Source organism: Amphritea atlantica (assembly GCF_024347255.1).
Lineage (GTDB): Bacteria > Pseudomonadota > Gammaproteobacteria > Pseudomonadales > Balneatricaceae > Amphritea > Amphritea atlantica.
The window spans coordinates 3,782,034-3,798,679 of sequence record NZ_AP025284.1 but is presented as its reverse complement, the minus strand read 5'-3'; the positions used below and the strand labels follow the sequence as shown (position 1 = coordinate 3,798,679).

Here is a 16,646-nt window from a genome sequence, read left to right as displayed (position 1 = left end):
ATTGGAGATACAGCTATCAAGCGAGATAACAGAAGAGGGCGTAATGAGCGGAATAAGCCGCCTATAAATGAGAATATCAGCGCCCGCGAGTGTCGGTTGATTGGTCCAGATGGTACACAGATAGGCGTAGTTCCTATCAAAGACGCCCTAGAGGCGGCTCAAGAGGTTGGCCTTGACCTGGTACAGATTTCTGATTCAGATCCTATCGTCTGTAAGGTGATGGATTACGGTAAATATCTGTACGAGAAGAAGAAAGAAGCGAATGCTGCTAAGAAGAAGCAAACGCAGATGCAGGTTAAGGAAATAAAGTTCCGTCCTAATACGGAAGATGGGGATTATCAGGTAAAACTACGCAACCTGATACGTTTCCTTGAAGGTGGCGATAAGGCCAAGGTAACCCTGCGTTACCGCGGCCGTGAAATGGCACACCAGGAGTTAGGTATGCAGTTATTACGTCGGGTCGAAGAAGACCTGATTGAGCTGGGTACCGTTGAGCAGCGTCCAAAAATGGAAGGCCGCCAACTGACTATGGTCATTGCTCCGAAAAAGAAAAAGTAGTCTGACATAAGCGTAAAACCCGTGCTGACTCACTGTGAGCCAGATACGGGTTTTGTTGTTTATCAGGACGAAAGATAATTAACGAATGCGTGGGGATTTAGTAATGCCTAAAATGAAATCTTGCAGCGGTGCTGCGAAACGTTTTAAAAAGACTGCGAAAGGCTTTAAGCACAAACAGTCTTACACAAGCCACATCCTGACTAAGAAAACGACTAAGCGTAAGCGTCAGTTGCGTCCAATGCTGCAAGTTGCAGCTGCTGATCAGAAACTGATCCGCCGCATGCTGCCTTACATCTAAGTCGTAGTAACCACAAATTCTAAGTTAGGAAGAAAGAAATATGGCACGTGTAAAACGTGGTGTTATCGCACACCGTCGTCACAAGAAGATCCTGAAAAAAGCTAAAGGTTACTACGGCGCTCGCAGCCGTGTATTCCGCGTAGCTAAACAGGCTGTAATTAAAGCAGGTCAGTATGCATACCGCGACCGTCGTCAGCGTAAGCGTCAGTTCCGCGCGCTGTGGATTGCTCGTATCAACGCTGCTGCCCGCATCAATGGTCTGTCCTACAGCCGCTTTATTGCTGGCCTGAAGAAAGCATCTATCGAGATCGATCGTAAGGTGCTGGCTGATCTGGCTGTTCACGAAGCAAATGTTTTTGCTGCTATCGTTGAAAAAGCTAAAGCTGCACTGTAAGACACCTTTACCTATAACAGGGTAATAACTGATCGTTTAATAGGGGAAGGGTGCAAACTCTTCCCCTATTTTTATCTGGAGCGGTAAATGGAAAACATTGGAATCCTGCTTGAGCAAGGCAAGCAGGCTGCAGAACAGGCAACAAGCGCACAGGATCTCGATCAGGTGCGGGTTCAGTATCTGGGTAAGAAAGGTCATCTTACCCAGCTATTGAAGGGTCTGGGCGCACTGAGCGCAGAAGAGCGTCCCCAGGCTGGGGCGAAAATTAATGAAGCGAAACAGGCGCTGCAGGATGTGCTTAATGCACGTAAAGCAGATCTGGAATCCGCTGCGCTGGAAGCGAAACTGGCGGAGGAGACGATCGACGTCACTCTGCCGGGTCGGGGCCAGTCGCTGGGTGGTTTGCATCCAGTCACTAAAACCCTGCAGCGGATCGAAGAGTTCTTTGCCCGGATCGGTTATTCCGTGGCTGAAGGCCCAGAGATCGAAGATGATTATCACAACTTTGAAGCGCTGAATATTCCTTCGCATCACCCGGCACGGGCGATGCATGATACCTTCTATTTCAATGCCAACACCCTGCTGCGCACTCACACCTCGGGTGTTCAGGTGCGGACCATGGAAAGCCAGCAGCCACCGATCCGCATCATCTGTCCGGGCCGGGTATATCGCTGCGATTACGATCAGACTCACTCACCGATGTTCCATCAGGTGGAAGGTCTGATTGTCGACAAAGATATCAGCTTTGCTGACCTGAAGGGCACGCTGGAACAGTTCCTGCGTGAGTTCTTTGAGGAAGATGTCAAAGTACGTTTCCGCCCCTCTTACTTCCCGTTTACAGAGCCTTCTATCGAAGTGGATATCGACCGTGGTGATGGTAAATGGCTGGAAGTGCTGGGTTGCGGCATTGTACATCCGAAAGTGTTTGAGTATTCCGGTATCGATCCCGAGCAGTACACCGGTTTTGCCTTCGGTATGGGGGTAGAGCGTCTGGCGATGCTACGGTATGGCGTTAATGACCTGCGCCTGTTCTTTGAAAACGATCTGCGTTTCCTTAGCCAGTTTAACTAATCAACCAGTTTGACTGATCAGAAACGGATAACGTCGTTTAAAAGTAGTTAAGAATTTTCGGAAAACAGAATTATGAAATTCAGTGAAAAGTGGTTACGTGAACTGGTAGACCCTGCCACAGATACTCAGGGCATCGCGGATCAGATCACCATGGCCGGTCTTGAAGTCGATGAGATTGTACCGGTTGCCGGTCAGTTCAGCGGCGTTGTGGTCGGCGAAATACTCTCTGCCGAGCCGCATCCTAATGCAGATAAACTGCAGGTATGTCAGGTAACTGATGGTAGCGAAACCTTTCAGGTTGTCTGCGGTGCGCCCAACGCCCGGGGTGGTCTGAAAACCGCCTTTGCTAAAGTGGGGGCTGTTCTCAGCGCGCCCGATGGCAGTGATTTTAAGATTAAAAAGGCCAAACTACGCCAGGTTGAGTCATTCGGTATGCTTTGCGCCGATGATGAGCTGGGCATCTCCGATGACCATGCCGGTATCATGGAGCTGGCGGCTGATGCACCGGTAGGCACAGATCTGCGTGACTATCTTGGACTCGATGATGCAGTGATCGATGTCGACCTCACCCCAAACCGTGGTGACTGTCTGTCGATTACTGGTCTGGCCCGTGAAGTGGGTGTACTCAATAAAGCTTCAGTACGTTATGTTGAAGCTGACGTCGTGGTACCGACCATTGATGATACCTTCCCGATCACCCTGGACGACCCGGAAGGCTGCCCCCGGTATCAGGGGCGGGTGATCCGTAACGTGAATATGGCGGCTGAGACACCGCTGTGGATGGTTGAGAAGCTGCGCCGTTGTGGCATCCGTTCCATTGATCCGGTTGTCGATGTCACCAACTACGTGCTGTTGGAACTGGGTCAGCCGATGCATGCTTTTGATCTGAGTAAACTCAGCGGCGGTATCGTGGTGCGTAAGGCCACCCCGGGTGAGAAGCTGACACTGCTGGATGGTAACGAGGCGCAGCTGAACGACAATACTCTGGTGATTGCAGATAGTGAAAAAGCGGTGGCGATGGCGGGGATCTTCGGGGGCGAAGAGACCGGTGTAACCGCTGACTCTAAAGACATCTTCCTGGAATGTGCTTACTTCAACCCGATCAGTATTGCCGGACGCGCCCGTTCCTACGGCCTGCACACCGATGCCTCACACCGTTACGAGCGGGGCGTCGACTGGCAGTTGCAGCGCAAGGCGACTGAACGGGCAACCCGTTTGCTGCTGGATATTGTCGGCGGTGAAGCGGGACCTGTGGTCGAAGCGGTCTCTGAAGAGTACCTGCCCACTGCGGCAACTGTCACTCTGCGTCAGAGCAAAGTGAATCAGGTGCTGGCATTTGAGATGCCTGCGCTGGAGATCGAAGAGATCCTCACCCGTCTGGGGATGACGCTGGAACGCAGCGGCGATGGTGAGTGGTCAGTGGCGGTTCCCTCTTACCGGTTTGATATCAGTATCGAAATCGATCTGATTGAAGAGCTGGCGCGGGTTTATGGCTACAACAACCTGCCGGTTAAAGTGCCTACGGCAGAACTGAATATGATCGCTAATGATGAGTCCAAAGTGACCATCAGAAGCGTTCGTTCACAGCTGGTGGGTCGGGGTTATCAGGAAGCGGTAACCTACAGCTTCATTGAGAAAGGCCTGGCGGCGCAGTTTGACGATAAACATGAAGCGAAGGCGCTGGCGAATCCGATCTCTGCCGAGATGGCGGTGATGCGAACCTCTATCTGGCCAGGGCTGGTTAAGGCTCTGCAGCATAACCAGAACCGTCAGCAGTCCCGAATCCGTCTGTTTGAAACCGGCCAGCGTTTTCTGCCGGAAGGCGATCAACTGATTCAGGAAAATGTCGTTGCAGGCCTGATCTGTGGCCCGCGTCAGTCGGAAGGTTGGAGTGCTGATTCCGCATCGGTGGATTTCTACGACCTGAAAGGGGATGTTGAATCTCTGCTGGCGCTGGGTGGCTGTGCCGATCAGTTCAGTTTTGCTGCAGAGCGTCATGTGGCACTGCATCCGGGTCAGTCGGCAGCGATTAAGCGTAATGGTGACACCGTTGGCTATCTGGGGGCGTTGCACCCTGAGCTGGTGAAGAGTCTAGACCTCACAGGTCCGGTCTTCCTGTTCGAGATCGTACAGGCCGTGCTGCTGGATGGTGGTTTACCACGTTTCACCAGTCTGTCTAAATTCCCTGAGAGCCGTCGCGACCTGGCGCTGCTGGTAAACGACTCTGTTGCTTATGATGATATTCGTGCCATTGCACAGCAACAGGGGGGCGAATTCCTGAAAGCGGTGACCCTGTTTGACGTTTATCAGGGTAAAGGTGTCGAACCTGGTCAAAAAAGCATCGCTCTGGGCTTGACCTGGCAGCATCCTTCGCGCACTCTTAACGATGAAGAAATCAACGAAGTTATTGATTTTGTTGTGTCTGCACTGAAAAATGAGTTTGGTGCTACATTAAGAGTTTAATCGACAGGGGTGATTCTGATGGGCTCTTTGACTAAAGCAGATATGGCTGAGCGCCTGTATGAAGATCTGGGGCTGAACAAACGGGAAGCAAAAGAGATGGTGGAAGCCTTCTTTGATGAGATCCGTATGAGCCTGGCTGAAAATGAGCAGGTAAAGCTCTCAGGGTTTGGCAACTTCGACCTGCGTGATAAACGTGAGCGTCCTGGGCGCAACCCTAAAACCGGAGAGGAGGTGCCGATCTCTGCGCGCAGAGTCGTTACTTTCCGTCCGGGGCAGAAACTGAAAGAACGTGTTGAGGCCTATGAAGGAGACTGATCTGGTCTCGGATGATCTGCCTGCTATACCCACAAAGCGCTACTTCACCATCGGTGAAGTAGCGCGTTTGTGTAACCTTAAACCGCATGTGCTGAGGTATTGGGAGCAGGAGTTTGAACAGATCTCTCCGGTAAAGCGCAGTGGTCGCCGCTACTATCAGCGGCAGGACGTTCTGATTATTCGTCAGATTCAGGGGCTTCTCCATGAGCAGGGGTACACCATCAGTGGTGCCCGGCAGTGGTTGAATGGCGATCAGGCTGTGGACGACACGGCGCGTTATAAGCAATTGATTCGACAAACGATTACAGAACTGGAAGATATTCGTAAGCTGCTGAAATCAGTGAAATAAAGTTGTAAGAAACTTTATAAAAGCCCTTTTCAGACGCACTCGGTTGGCGTAATATAGCCACCTCTTAAAGAGACCTCGGTCTCACAGTGTCGGGATGTAGCGCAGCCTGGTAGCGCACTTGCATGGGGTGCAAGGGGTCGTGGGTTCAAATCCCGCTATCCCGACCAATTTATTCAACTTAAAAGCCTGCTTGCTGCAGGCTTTTTTGTGCCTGTTTATTTCTCATTAAGCCGAGTTTTTCAAAGTCTACTCGATACGATAGGTTTAGCATTTATGCTGATGGAGCTTATTAATGACGCGACTAGGTTTACCGCGTATCTTGTGTTACCCATGACTGGATCTCAATAGGCTATTTTTATACAGAGGTTTGTAGGGCCTTATATGTCAATTACCCTAATTCAGGAGACCCCCTTTCCCTTGAACACGGTAAATATTGAACTAACTCTTTGATTTAAAAGAATGTGGACATTATGATTGAGGCAAGTTTAAGGTAGGGATGCAGTTCACAGTAGGTACTATAATTTGCGTTAAATGCTCATAAGGAATCTGAGTGTTTGCCAAGAAATTTCTAGATGAAAACTATGATTGCGCTGAGTACTTATCAAAGTATGAAGGTGGCTATTATGACGATTAGTCTTTCATGCAGCTGGTGCTTCCGTTATCTGATGTCACAATAAACACCGAGCATCAGCACTTGGTTATTGGTCATGCTGGCGCCGATGGTATTGAATTTTGTTACTGCATCCATCAACTTACTTTCGCCGACAGCGAGTTCAATCAAAAGCGCAGAAAAAACCGTAAAGAGATCTTTCTCGGACGCATGGATAATCTCATCCCCTGGAAGCGTCTTGAGAAGATTATCACACCGCATTATCCCAAAGCGGGCAAGGGTCGTCGGCCATACCCACTCTCTACGATGTTATGAATTCACTGCATGCAGAATTGGAACAGCCTGAGTGATCCAGCAATGGAAGATGCGTTATATGAAATTGCTTTCATGCGCCTGTTTGCTGGTTTATCTCTGGACAAAGCCATTCCTGACCACATAATCATCATGAACTTTCGTCATCTACTGTAACGAAAAGGTTTAACGCGAAAGCTATTCAAAGAAGTGGATCAGTGGCTGACTGAAGCAGGCGTTCTGCTAAAAGAAGGAACGCTGGTTGATGCAACGATTATGGAAGTTCCGACTTCAACAAAGAATAAAACAGGTGAGCGTGATCCAGAGATGCATCAAACCAAAAAAGGCAATGAATGGCATTTTGGACTGAAAGCCCATATCGGTGTTGATGCCCGTACGGGCATCACTCATAGTTTAACCACGACAGCAGCCAATGAACATGATCTTAATCAAGCAGGTAATCTCTTGCTCGGAGACGAAGGTTTTATTTTTGCTGATGCGGGATGCCGAGGAGCAGAAAAGCGTTCAGAGCTACAGGAGGTTGAAGCTGATTGGTACATTGCAGAACGGCCAGGAAAGATTCGTGAGCTCAAGAAGCACCCTGGAATCAATAAGCTGAAAATCCGGACTGAGTATCTTAAGGCTAGCGTTCGAGCAAAAGTTGAACATCCATTTCGAATCATTAAATGCCAGTTTGGTTTTGTAAAAGCGCGTTATCGTGGCTTGATGAAAAACGATAGTAAATTGGCTATGTTATTCACACTTGCCAACATTGCACGAGTAGCTCAGATGTTAATAGCATAGGATCAATCCGTCTGTATGCAGACAGAGAAATCAAAGGGGGTTGCTGCTTCTTTTTCGGGATTTAAGACAAAACAACGAAGTTAGACCGTGTTTGGCAACTTAATCGCAGGTTCCTTAGGGTAATGTCAATGTATTTTAATTTCAGTATTTGTTTTATCATGGCCTTGATATGGCTTTTTCTCTCTGTAACAAGGAATGAAAGATTGGTGCCGTTGGTAGTGAATAAATTGACTTATGTGAGCAAAATGTCGAAAAAAAGTTTAAGTGGTAATGAAATTATAGGAAGCCTGGACTCCCTTGATAAAACGCCAAAGGTGGGAGTGTTTAGTCTTGGTCAGTATGGATATGATACTGCTTTTTCGGATGCAGTTGACTCACAACGAGTATACTGCGAGAAACATGGATATAATTATTATTGTATTTCAGAGCCCGGTAGCGATTTATTAGGTCGCGAGAATATCTGGCTCAAGGCTTTAGCTTGTTACGGTGCATTGTTGAAAAATGACTACATTTTATATGTAGACACTGACGTTAGAATAAAGGAAACCTGTCCGCCAATTATTGAAGCAGTGTCTGAAGAAAATCCTATAGGGCTGGTTGCTGGACATTCTGGTAGAGCGAATGCCGGAGTAATCATCGCTAAGAATTGTTCATTATCATTGGCGTTTTTTGCAGAATGGATAGCGTGCTTAGGGAAACCAATTTCTCCAAGACATGATGTAGGATGGGGAGAGAATGGGCATTTGATTCGATTGGTAGAGAAATACCGCTTAGAGTTAATTGACACGCAGTGGAATAACACATTCCTTCCTGATTTAGATGATTACATGCGCCATTATACCGGTCCAATTCGAGCAGAATATGTATTCAAAGGTGAAGCCCTTAAGGCTTGGGAGAATATAAAGGCTGCGGTCAAAGTGTCAAAGGCGTCTGCAGATGTTGATATTCTTAGGTCGTTTAATGAACTAAAAGAAGTCTACATCAGAACCCTTGATAAAAGCCTGTTTGCATCATTTGATGAATGCTGGGACATTTTACGAAACGTAGTGTTTGCATACAGCACAGAATATAAAATTAGAAATTCGGTCAGCAGGAGCTTCCATAGAGTTTATTTGACTGAAGAAGTTTCAGAAGCATCACAGAATGCGTATGTATTGACCTTAAAAAATGGCTTGGATAAAGCATTAGGCAGCAACAATATTGTCACTGGGGTTGATTGCTTTTGGAGCCAAAGATTTACCAGTAAGGATGTTGTTCACATTGAATGGGTTGAGTCCTTGTTTCACTGGAATGTTCCATCAGACGAACAAGTCGAACACTTTGTTAATCGGATTCAGGAAATCGCTGTAACAACACCAATAGTTTATACAGCCCACAATTTTGATTTGATGCCTACGATTGGTGATAAAAGAAAGATCTTAATGCAAGCTCTAGCGGGTAATTGCGCTCAAATTCTCCATCTGAGTGAAGCTAATATAGAAGCTTATAATCGTCATCACTCTGAAATTGTTAATTTGTCATCTGTCCCGGTTTCTATCGTCCCTCATGGTGACTATCAACCTTATTTCAGAGCTGGAAATTCTCAATTTGAAGATAAAGCATTGAAAAGCGAAAAGGTGAAGGTTCTGGTGTTTGGCCATATCAGAACGGCTACAGAATTAGAGTTTTGTCTAAATGTTGCAGATGAGTTAGGGACAGAAGAATACCAACTGATTTTTGCCGGAGTTATTCACCCTGATTTATTACACTGGAAAGAGATCCATAGATTTAAGAACGAGTGGGACGGTCAGGTTAGACGTAATCATTTTAAAGTTCCAGATGATAAAGTAATTGACTTAGTGAATCGCAGTGACTGTATGCTAATCCCACGATTTGACCGCTTGAATTCAGGGGTTCAATTCTTGTCTTATACGATGTTGAAACCTACCTTCGTGCCTGCTCAACATTCCATGCAGGACGTGCAAAATAAAGCGTCTAATTTAGGTGCTTATTCTCCGAATGATCCTAAATCAGCAGCTAGCTTGATTAGGTCTCATTTTTCCGGGACTAAATCTGCTCAGTTAAACAATATGTTTAAGACAAATTTATTTAATTATAGTTCACAAGACGCTTATGCAGTCGGTGCAGCACACGAAAAGGCTTACGAAAGAGCTTTCAGTTATAAGCAGCAAACTAAGTAAACCAGGAAGAAGAGATAAACGAGGTAAAAATGGAAAGTATCCGGGTATATTCTTGGAAGCCGGCTGATTCAAGTAACTTTGGTGACGAAATCGGTCCCATGATTGTTGGGGCGTTATGTCGGCATTTAAATATCAACGTAGAAATTAAGCCAACTATTTCTCAATCACATAAAAAGCTCTTGGCAGTAGGTTCTGTTTTACATGAAGCTAGAGGCTCCGATGTTATATGGGGCGTAGGTATTAATTCGAAAAATCGATTAGCGATACCTAAAAATTCCGGAATCAGATTCAGTGCTGTAAGAGGACCCCTCACCAGATCCATCGTAGTGGACAATGGTTTCAATTGTCCGCCTGTTTATGGTGATCCCGGATTGTTGTTTCCGATGCTTTTTGACAAGGAGATCAGAGAACGTCGAAGCGAGCTTGAATCTGCTGCATCAGAATTAGGCACATCTATGCCTGAAATCATTGTTATTCCAAATATAAATGACGATAGGTTCTTACCATACTTTTCATGTGCTGAAGTACCTGAAAATATGATGTTCATAAGACCAAGTTTAGACCCAATTACAGTCGCAGCTTATATATCTGCTTGTAAGACTGTTATAAGCAGTTCTCTTCACGGACTAGTATTTGCTGATGTTTATGGAAGACAGGTATTCCGCATGATCAGTCAGTATGAACCCGAATTTAAGTATTCGGACTACTATGAAGGTACTGGAAGGAAAGCGCCAATTGCATATCCTGATGTATTGAGCGCCCTAAACGGTGTCGAAACTCCGAAGTTGGAATGGGACCCTCTTCCTTTGCTTAATGCATTCCCTCTTAATTTTCCTGATATTGCAAGTTCACTTATCGAAAAAAGATTCGTGACAGAGCTTGATCGTGTTTACCAAGTTGCGGACATTTTAGATGAAGTGACGCCTTTTGGAGATGGTTGGTCAGATCAGGAAGGAGGCTCAGTTTGGTCTGTAGATACTTGGGCTAACTTTGATATCGTGGTTAAGGAACAGGTTACTTCTGCTCATTACTTAAAGGTTAGGATTGGGACTCTTGAAAAAGGTAGAGGTGCTTTTGAAGTTTTGCGGGTTGTTCACGCAAACAAACTGATATCTTCCTTTAGAGTCGATCGGAATGGCCCTAGTATAATCGTAGAAATACCTCTTTCTGAGACCGAGGCTGGTGGGGAGATTAACCTGTCATTCAAATTAGAGAATGCGACCGCCCCCAAAGATATTGGCTTAGGCCCTGACGAACGCAAATTAGGTGTATGGGTGTCAGAGTTTCAAATCAGCCGCTAAAATAATGAATGGATTAAGAATATGGGTGTAGAAAATACAGTTCTTATTAGTGGATGTCCGCGAAGCGGAACGTCTTGGGTCCATTTTTTGGTTGCAAGTCATCCTGACACATCTACTGTGAGAGAAACTCATCTATATGATAAATATATAGGCCCTATTAAATCGTGGTTTGATAGGGAGGTGCAGTTTAAGGGTGCTGATGGTTTGAGTGCTATATTTACAGAAAAAGAATTTAAAAAGGAAGTTCTGGTTCCTTTTGTAAAAAGTACTTTTGCTAGAATAGCAACGCAAGTATCTGATAATTCAGTGGTTGTTGAAAAGACTCCAAGCAATATTCTTCACCATTCGCTCATTCATGAATTACAACCTAAAGCAAAAATGCTTGTTGTTGTGAGGGATCCTAGAGCTGTTTTTTCTTCATTTAAGCATGGAAGTACCCAAGAATGGGGGGGCTGGATGAAGAAAAATATTTCTGACTTTTGTATATCCTGGAATAAATATCAAACTGCTTATCTTGCTGCTAAGAGTTACTGGCCTGAAGATCAATTGAAAATAGTCAGATATGAAGATTTGAAAACTTCAGGAGAGCAAACGCTTCAAGAAATTTATGAGTGGGTTGGACTTGAAACGTTAGAAGGAATTACCGTAAAAGCTTTAGCAGATAATCAAATCGAGAAGCTGAGGAAGGTAAAAGAAGGGACTCTTCAATACGAAGAAAGAAGTAACTTCTATCGCTCTGGTAAAATTTATAGTTGGGTAAAAGAATTGACCTTTGTTGAGATAAAGGAAATTGAAGAAAAATGCTCAGATATGATGATGCTTTTTGGATACAAGCCGCACTCAATCAAAAGAAAATGATGGGATTACTATTAGGATGTTAGGTCAAGGTCTAAGGGAGGTGTTTGTAAGGTGAAGTTGCTTGTTGTAGGTGGGTTTGGGTTCATCGGGAAACACTTAATTGAACGTGCTTTATCCTCTGAAGTTGAATTTACTGTCGTTGCGAGAAAAGATCCGGATTCGGGCTGGGCTGGTTATCCGTATGTTTTAGAGAATACAATTGATAACGAGTGTTTAGAAAGCCTTTCGAAAACCCATGATGCAGTAGTTTATATGGCATCATCTTCAATTCCAGCAACAGGTTCATTCATTAAAGAGCTGACTGAGAATGTAGAACCAGCTGTTCAGATTGTTGAAAGATTAACTTACTATAATCCCGCAATAAAAGTTATTTATCTTTCAAGTGGTGGACAGGTGTACGGCAATGACTATAGTCGACCTATGTGCGAGAGAGATACTTGTTTTCCGGTTAGTCCATATGGTTTTGGCAAGTTGATGACTGAGCAAGGCTTGGCTTTTTTGCAAAGGACAAGGGGTATAAAACTGGCTATATTGAGGGTCGCTAATCCTGTAGGGAAATGGCAGTATGGATTAAGACAAGGCCTTGTGAATGTGGTCTATCAATCTTTAAAGTCTGGTGAGCCAATAAAAATTTTTGGTTCAGGTGAAGAAGTTCGTGATTATCTGGATGCAGATGAATTAGCCGAGTTAGTATTGAAAATAACAAATTCACAGTTTGACTTTAAGGTCTGGAATGTTGGTTCTGGCGTTGCTACAAGTACTCTTTCCTTAGTTGAAAAAATTGAAAAATATCTAGGAATCTCTGGAGAGAAACTATTTTTTCCAAGAAGAAAATTTGACCCCAAGTCCGCAGTTTTAGATTGTCGGAAACTTCAACTTGATATGAACTGGAAAGCATCGTTAACCATTGATCAAATTTTGGAAAAAACACTTAGTCATAAAATGAAACAGTAGGCCGTCAAATTCGAGTGACGGTAAAAAATAGTGTTGAGTTCTAAAGTTAAATGTCTAGAAGTAGATTTCAGATACGTTGTTCACAAGTAACCGGCTTATAGGTGGTTGTTTGTTTAAACTACCATGAAGTCTGACAAGGTTATACCACTTCAGATAACAGGATAGTATCGCATTTCGATGAGCGGAATTGTTATACAGTTTGCCGTAAGACCACTCCCGAATCAGCGTCTGTATTACCAGTCTACCCTGACGACAGGGCGTTCTTTTTCCGTAAAGACGCGATACATACAGGCATAAATAGAGAGCGATTCCTTTTGTAAGTGAGGGTTTGAAAGCAACCTATCTGAGCGTTTGATCCGATGTTTTTCATAGGCGTGAGAATGAATGCCACGTCCAATACTGGTGACAGTGCAGAGACTATCTTGCACAGGCTCAAGACATATGTAGCTAACGCATTTCGTCGGGTTTTATGCATATGGGGGCAGACAAATGGGATGATTTTGTTCAATATAGCGGTCGAGTTCATAGCTCTGGCGGTAATTTGTTTTTGGCGAAATAATTGATCACCAAGGGCTATGAATGTTCCCTTCTTGAACTAATTATTTTTTATTTATTGAAAATTGGTAGGGATATCACAGGGTCAAAGCCCTTTTTGATTCTTTTTGATCACTACGATAAAGGGCTTCGCCCCCTTTTTTCGTGCCAGGCGGATGTCTTTTACGTCGCTTCGCTCTGTATAGGCCACCTATGCGCTAAGCTAAGCATTAGAACACTATGGATACCTGGGAGTCATGATGAAAGTTCGTCGAATTGTCACTAATATAGATAGCAATGAACTGGAAAAGGCCGAAACGTTTTATGGGGCGTTTCTCGGTCTGGATATCCTGATGGATCATGGCTGGATCAAAACCTTTGGCTCCAATGAAAAAATGACTTTGCAAGTTAGCGTAGCGTCGGAAGGCGGTTCAGGTACGGCAGTACCCGACCTGTCTATCGAGGTCGACGATCTATCTGCAGCATTCCAGAAAGCTAAGGAGCTTGGTATCCCCCTCGAATATGGACCGATAGAAGAACCTTGGGGCGTTCGTCGCTTTTATGTTCGAGACCCGTTTGGCAAGCTTATAAATATCCTTCAGCACCAGTAGCCATGCTAGTGACTTTGTGTGCTAATAAGCTGCTCAAATTCGTTCCGGTCACAAAAAAATGTGGCCTCCACCGGACTGATTAAAGGTTTTGACCCCTTTAATCAGACCCTTTTAATCCGGCTGATGTCTGGCTTTATGTATCTGGGAGAGAGGTATGACAATTACTGGAGAATGTTTTTGTGGTGAAGTTAAATATCGGGTAGAAGGATCATTGAGTGATGCCCGGTCATGCCATTGTTCTCGTTGTCGTAAAGTATTTAGTTCTCAGGCTTCGGCCTATGCGCTGGTTGATCCAAAAGAGTTCGAGTGGCTGTCAGGGGAAGACCTTCTGATATCCTATGTTGATGAGCAAGGCTTTGGTTTTCAGTTCTGTAGTAAATGTGGGTCAACCCTTTGTGGTCTATTTAATGGCACGGTCCATGGTGTCACTTTAGGTTGTATTAACGGTGATCCGAAAGTCGTGATTGCCAGACATATTTTTGTTGGTTCAAAGGCAAGTTGGGAAATCATCCCTGAAGGCGTGCTTCAATATCAGGAAGGTGTGCCTGACAATGAGTAACCATGCGCTGCACCAGACAAGCCGGTGAACGCTGTGTTATGCGAACTGTTCAATACAGGAGGGCTGATTTGCGAAAAGAGCTTAGAGAAAAGATTATCGAAGTATGTGATCTTAAAATAGAGAAGAAGGGCCCGGAGGTTGGGTTATCGTTCTATGCATTTTTTAAAAACAAAAATGACAACCCCGAGATTCTTATGGAAGCAGCCCGGTGGTGGATAGAAACTCATCAGCTGGATCACTTCGAAAAAGCGGTCAAGATCAGGGGTATGGTTGAATCCGGTGTTTAGTTGTACCTCCACATCACAAGCGGCAGCAGACGGATAAAATTTTTTCCTTCCGTCGCTCCAATTTGCCAGCAGCGTCGGGTGTTATGTTGTTTAATGAGAGATACGAAGGTTCACAGCGAGCATTACTGGGGCGAGGATTAATGAACACTGAGCTGTTTTTGGCATTTATTGCCGCCACTGCCGTTATATGTACAATTCCGGGTCCTAATATCACACTCATCGTAGCCACTGCTGCCACAAAAGGTGTCCGTGCGGGTTTAATGGTGGTTCTGGGGACTACGGTTGCTCAGGTTATTCAAATTGCGATGGTAATTGAAGGCTTGGCATGGCTTGTATCGGCATATGGTTTTGCATTCGATCTGCTTAGAATCGTCGGGGCGGGTTATCTGGTTTATCTTGGTATTAAAGCGTGGCTGACTGCACACCATCCAGAAGGCGAAGCCACCCATAGGAGATCTTTAACGCGTGGCTTTTGGGTTGGTTTGGCAAATCCGAAAAGCCTTGCGCTCCTGGCTGTGTTCATTCCTCAGTTTATTGATCCGACGCTGCCGGCCAATTTCCAATTTATGGTTCTGGCATTTACATATCTGGCAATAGCGGTCGCATTTGATACGCTTTATGCCGTGTCTGCGGGTTATGGGGGAAGAGCAATTTATTCTAATAGGGTGAAATTTTACACAAGTCGTCTTTCGGGCCTTATTCTGGCTGGTGGTGGTTTGTGGTTAGCAAGCCTTCAGAAAAACGGATGACCAACCGCGAACATAACCATCAGCTTCACACGGATATTTTGCTCTGCGCATCACAAAATAGCAGAGAGCTAAAGTGTTACCTGTCATCAGGTCTGGCCGACCAAGGAGTAGCAGTATTGCGTAATGAATGGGACGAATATGCTGAGGGGTGGGATGTTGACCCCTCAGTAAAAGAATATGCCTCTAAGGCTTTTGCAGAGCTTTCAAATGTTATCAATACAGATGGTCTGTCTGTCTTTGATTTTGGTTGCGGTACTGGCGCACTTACCCAGCTTTTGAGTCCGGGGGTAAAAGATATCGTTGCCCTTGATGGCTCATCAGAAATGATAAAGGTCCTGGCTAAGAAGAACCTGAGCAATGTTTCCACTATTTCAGGATTTCTGACTCAGGATTTGATTGATAGTCATCCAGACCTGGCCAAAAAATTTGATTTAATCGTGGCGTCATCTGTTTGTGGGTTTTTACCCGACTATGAAGGCGCTCTCAGGTTGTTAACGTCGCTCTTGAAGCCGGGCGGTGTGTTCATACAGTGGGACTGGTTGTCGAACGATGATTCCTCGGAGATAGGGTTGTCTGAAAATAGAGTGTTACGAGCTCTCAAAGCTAATGAACTCGTTGATATTCAGGTGACAAATCCGTTTGCAATGAATAGCTCAAAAGGCACTATGGAAGTATTAATGGCCGTTGGTAAAAATGCCTGACTGACATGAGCCGTTTCTATTTCATCGATATAAAACAGGATGTTAAATGAGTCACGAAGAGATTCACAGATCGCACCGTGTAGGCTGGTTGCGTGCTGCGGTGCTGGGGGCAAACGATGGCATCGTTTCGACTGCCAGTCTGATTATCGGAGTAGCCGCAGCGAGTACCGCCCAGGAGGGCGTGTTGTTGGCGGGGGTGGCGGGTTTAGTTGCTGGCGCGATGTCGATGGCGGCGGGTGAGTATGTCTCAGTCAGTTCACAGGCGGATACGGAAAATGCCGATCTCGCAATTGAGCAGAGGTCTTTAGAAGACGATTTTGAGTCTGAGAAAGTTGAGCTGGCCCGGATATATGAGGGGCGGGGTGTTGAGCCCGTACTGGCACACCAGGTTGCGGAGCAGCTGATGGCATATGATGCCCTGGGAGCACATGCCAGGGATGAGATTGGTATCTCTGATAACGGCACTGCGCGGCCAATACAGGCGGCTTTGTCATCAGCAGGCACCTTTACAATCGGTGCCGCTCTGCCATTGGTGGTGGCCTGGGCGGTGCCCCGCAGTTTACTGATGATTCTGGTCGCGCTGTTTTCGCTGGCTTTTCTGGCCCTGCTGGGTGCAATTGCGGCCCGTGCAGGTGGGGCATCCATCACCACTGGTGCTATCCGGGTTACCTTCTGGGGGGCGCTGGCGATGGCACTGACCGCGGGTGTCGGACAGGTTTTCGGTGTGGTTGCCTGAGGGGGGCTTAAGTCTCTCAGGCA

Annotated in this window: 18 protein-coding genes, 1 tRNA gene and 1 pseudogene; 19 read left to right on the top strand and 1 reads right to left on the bottom strand. The window is 45.7% G+C overall.

The features are described from left to right. The 13 genes and pseudogenes from infC to OCU43_RS17505 all read left to right on the top strand — a co-directional run bounded on the left by infC (position 1) and on the right by OCU43_RS17505 (position 12,446). Entirely contained in the window at positions 1-558 is a 558-nt protein-coding gene (gene infC, locus OCU43_RS17565) for a translation initiation factor IF-3 (protein WP_425424962.1), read from the top strand. 103 nt (positions 559-661) lie between these two features. Then, positions 662-856, top strand: coding sequence for a 50S ribosomal protein L35 (gene rpmI / locus OCU43_RS17560; protein ID WP_091357366.1), 195 nt, complete (start codon positions 662-664; stop codon positions 854-856). Between the two features lie 40 nt (positions 857-896). Further along, entirely contained in the window at positions 897-1,250 is a 354-nt protein-coding gene (gene rplT / locus OCU43_RS17555) for a 50S ribosomal protein L20 (protein WP_091357364.1), read from the top strand. An 87-nt stretch (positions 1,251-1,337) separates the two neighbouring features. Next, positions 1,338-2,321 carry a phenylalanine--tRNA ligase subunit alpha gene (gene pheS, locus OCU43_RS17550; protein WP_091357363.1) on the top strand — a complete coding sequence of 328 codons (984 nt, stop codon included), beginning with the start codon at positions 1,338-1,340 and terminating at the stop codon, positions 2,319-2,321. Positions 2,322-2,393: 72 nt separating this feature from the next. Continuing rightward, a complete protein-coding gene (gene pheT / locus OCU43_RS17545) occupies positions 2,394-4,784 on the top strand; it encodes a phenylalanine--tRNA ligase subunit beta (protein WP_091357361.1) in 2,391 nt (796 codons plus the stop codon). Positions 4,785-4,802: 18 nt separating this feature from the next. After that, positions 4,803-5,099 carry an integration host factor subunit alpha gene (ihfA, locus tag OCU43_RS17540; RefSeq protein ID WP_091357359.1) on the top strand — a complete coding sequence of 99 codons (297 nt, stop codon included), beginning with the start codon at positions 4,803-4,805 and terminating at the stop codon, positions 5,097-5,099. Then, on the top strand, positions 5,086-5,448 hold the full coding sequence (locus OCU43_RS17535) for a MerR family transcriptional regulator (RefSeq protein WP_091357357.1): 363 nt from the start codon (positions 5,086-5,088) through the stop codon (positions 5,446-5,448). The genes ihfA and OCU43_RS17535 overlap by 14 nt, the downstream gene beginning before the upstream one ends. Before the next feature lie 90 nt (positions 5,449-5,538). Next, positions 5,539-5,615, top strand: a tRNA-Pro gene (locus OCU43_RS17530). A 575-nt stretch (positions 5,616-6,190) separates the two neighbouring features. Continuing rightward, positions 6,191-7,153 (top strand): annotated as a pseudogene (locus tag OCU43_RS17525) (IS5 family transposase). A 122-nt stretch (positions 7,154-7,275) separates the two neighbouring features. Then, complete coding sequence (locus OCU43_RS17520) at positions 7,276-9,333, top strand: glycosyltransferase family protein (RefSeq protein ID WP_091357355.1); 2,058 nt, start codon at positions 7,276-7,278, stop codon at positions 9,331-9,333. A gap of 29 nt (positions 9,334-9,362) precedes the next feature. Next, a complete protein-coding gene (locus tag OCU43_RS17515) occupies positions 9,363-10,634 on the top strand; it encodes a polysaccharide pyruvyl transferase family protein (RefSeq protein ID WP_091357352.1) in 1,272 nt (423 codons plus the stop codon). A 21-nt stretch (positions 10,635-10,655) separates the two neighbouring features. Beyond that, positions 10,656-11,492, top strand: a complete 837-nt coding sequence (locus tag OCU43_RS17510) for a sulfotransferase family protein (protein WP_091357350.1) — start codon at positions 10,656-10,658, stop codon at positions 11,490-11,492. 51 nt (positions 11,493-11,543) lie between these two features. Further along, on the top strand, positions 11,544-12,446 hold the full coding sequence (locus OCU43_RS17505) for an NAD-dependent epimerase/dehydratase family protein (protein ID WP_091357348.1): 903 nt from the start codon (positions 11,544-11,546) through the stop codon (positions 12,444-12,446). Between the two features lie 54 nt (positions 12,447-12,500). On the opposite strand, the gene OCU43_RS22315 is transcribed toward OCU43_RS17505, so the two are convergent. After that, complete coding sequence (locus OCU43_RS22315) at positions 12,501-12,668, bottom strand: integrase core domain-containing protein (protein ID WP_376787873.1); 168 nt, start codon at positions 12,666-12,668, stop codon at positions 12,501-12,503. Between the two features lie 569 nt (positions 12,669-13,237). Between OCU43_RS22315 and OCU43_RS17500 the strand changes: the two genes are divergently transcribed. The 6 genes from OCU43_RS17500 to OCU43_RS17475 all read left to right on the top strand — a co-directional run bounded on the left by OCU43_RS17500 (position 13,238) and on the right by OCU43_RS17475 (position 16,623). Then, entirely contained in the window at positions 13,238-13,591 is a 354-nt protein-coding gene (locus OCU43_RS17500) for a VOC family protein (RefSeq protein ID WP_245756548.1), read from the top strand. Positions 13,592-13,745: 154 nt separating this feature from the next. Next, the gene (locus OCU43_RS17495; RefSeq protein ID WP_091357344.1) at positions 13,746-14,150 is read left to right on the top strand and encodes a GFA family protein; all 405 of its coding nucleotides are present in this window, start codon (positions 13,746-13,748) and stop codon (positions 14,148-14,150) included. A gap of 38 nt (positions 14,151-14,188) precedes the next feature. Continuing rightward, the gene (locus OCU43_RS17490) at positions 14,189-14,437 is read left to right on the top strand and encodes a DUF6500 family protein (protein WP_376787858.1); all 249 of its coding nucleotides are present in this window, start codon (positions 14,189-14,191) and stop codon (positions 14,435-14,437) included. Between the two features lie 140 nt (positions 14,438-14,577). After that, on the top strand, positions 14,578-15,186 hold the full coding sequence (locus OCU43_RS17485; protein WP_091357342.1) for a LysE family translocator: 609 nt from the start codon (positions 14,578-14,580) through the stop codon (positions 15,184-15,186). Continuing rightward, positions 15,183-15,887: a class I SAM-dependent DNA methyltransferase gene (locus tag OCU43_RS17480; RefSeq protein WP_245756547.1), complete on the top strand. Its 705-nt coding sequence runs from the start codon at positions 15,183-15,185 to the stop codon at positions 15,885-15,887. Before OCU43_RS17485 ends, OCU43_RS17480 begins: the two co-directional genes overlap by 4 nt. Positions 15,888-15,933: 46 nt before the next feature. Further along, positions 15,934-16,623, top strand: coding sequence for a VIT1/CCC1 transporter family protein (locus OCU43_RS17475; protein ID WP_091357340.1), 690 nt, complete (start codon positions 15,934-15,936; stop codon positions 16,621-16,623). Positions 16,624-16,646 lie beyond the last annotated feature (23 nt).

What these genes read in the sequence shown, in the direction of transcription:
- OCU43_RS17495 (WP_091357344.1), top strand. Translation starts at nt 13,746, where the DNA reads ATGACAATTACTGGAGAATGTTTTTGTGGTGAAGTTAAATATCGGGTA.
- OCU43_RS17480 (WP_245756547.1), top strand. Translation starts at nt 15,183, where the DNA reads ATGACCAACCGCGAACATAACCATCAGCTTCACACGGATATTTTGCTC.
- rplT (WP_091357364.1), top strand. Translation starts at nt 897, where the DNA reads ATGGCACGTGTAAAACGTGGTGTTATCGCACACCGTCGTCACAAGAAG.
- pheS (WP_091357363.1), top strand. Translation starts at nt 1,338, where the DNA reads ATGGAAAACATTGGAATCCTGCTTGAGCAAGGCAAGCAGGCTGCAGAA.
- OCU43_RS17490 (WP_376787858.1), top strand. Translation starts at nt 14,189, where the DNA reads ATGCGAACTGTTCAATACAGGAGGGCTGATTTGCGAAAAGAGCTTAGA.
- ihfA (WP_091357359.1), top strand. Translation starts at nt 4,803, where the DNA reads ATGGGCTCTTTGACTAAAGCAGATATGGCTGAGCGCCTGTATGAAGAT.
- OCU43_RS17500 (WP_245756548.1), top strand. Translation starts at nt 13,238, where the DNA reads ATGATGAAAGTTCGTCGAATTGTCACTAATATAGATAGCAATGAACTG.
- rpmI (WP_091357366.1), top strand. Translation starts at nt 662, where the DNA reads ATGCCTAAAATGAAATCTTGCAGCGGTGCTGCGAAACGTTTTAAAAAG.
- OCU43_RS17485 (WP_091357342.1), top strand. Translation starts at nt 14,578, where the DNA reads ATGAACACTGAGCTGTTTTTGGCATTTATTGCCGCCACTGCCGTTATA.
- OCU43_RS17515 (WP_091357352.1), top strand. Translation starts at nt 9,363, where the DNA reads ATGGAAAGTATCCGGGTATATTCTTGGAAGCCGGCTGATTCAAGTAAC.
- OCU43_RS17510 (WP_091357350.1), top strand. Translation starts at nt 10,656, where the DNA reads ATGGGTGTAGAAAATACAGTTCTTATTAGTGGATGTCCGCGAAGCGGA.
- OCU43_RS17475 (WP_091357340.1), top strand. Translation starts at nt 15,934, where the DNA reads ATGAGTCACGAAGAGATTCACAGATCGCACCGTGTAGGCTGGTTGCGT.
- pheT (WP_091357361.1), top strand. Translation starts at nt 2,394, where the DNA reads ATGAAATTCAGTGAAAAGTGGTTACGTGAACTGGTAGACCCTGCCACA.
- OCU43_RS17535 (WP_091357357.1), top strand. Translation starts at nt 5,086, where the DNA reads ATGAAGGAGACTGATCTGGTCTCGGATGATCTGCCTGCTATACCCACA.
- OCU43_RS17520 (WP_091357355.1), top strand. Translation starts at nt 7,276, where the DNA reads ATGTCAATGTATTTTAATTTCAGTATTTGTTTTATCATGGCCTTGATA.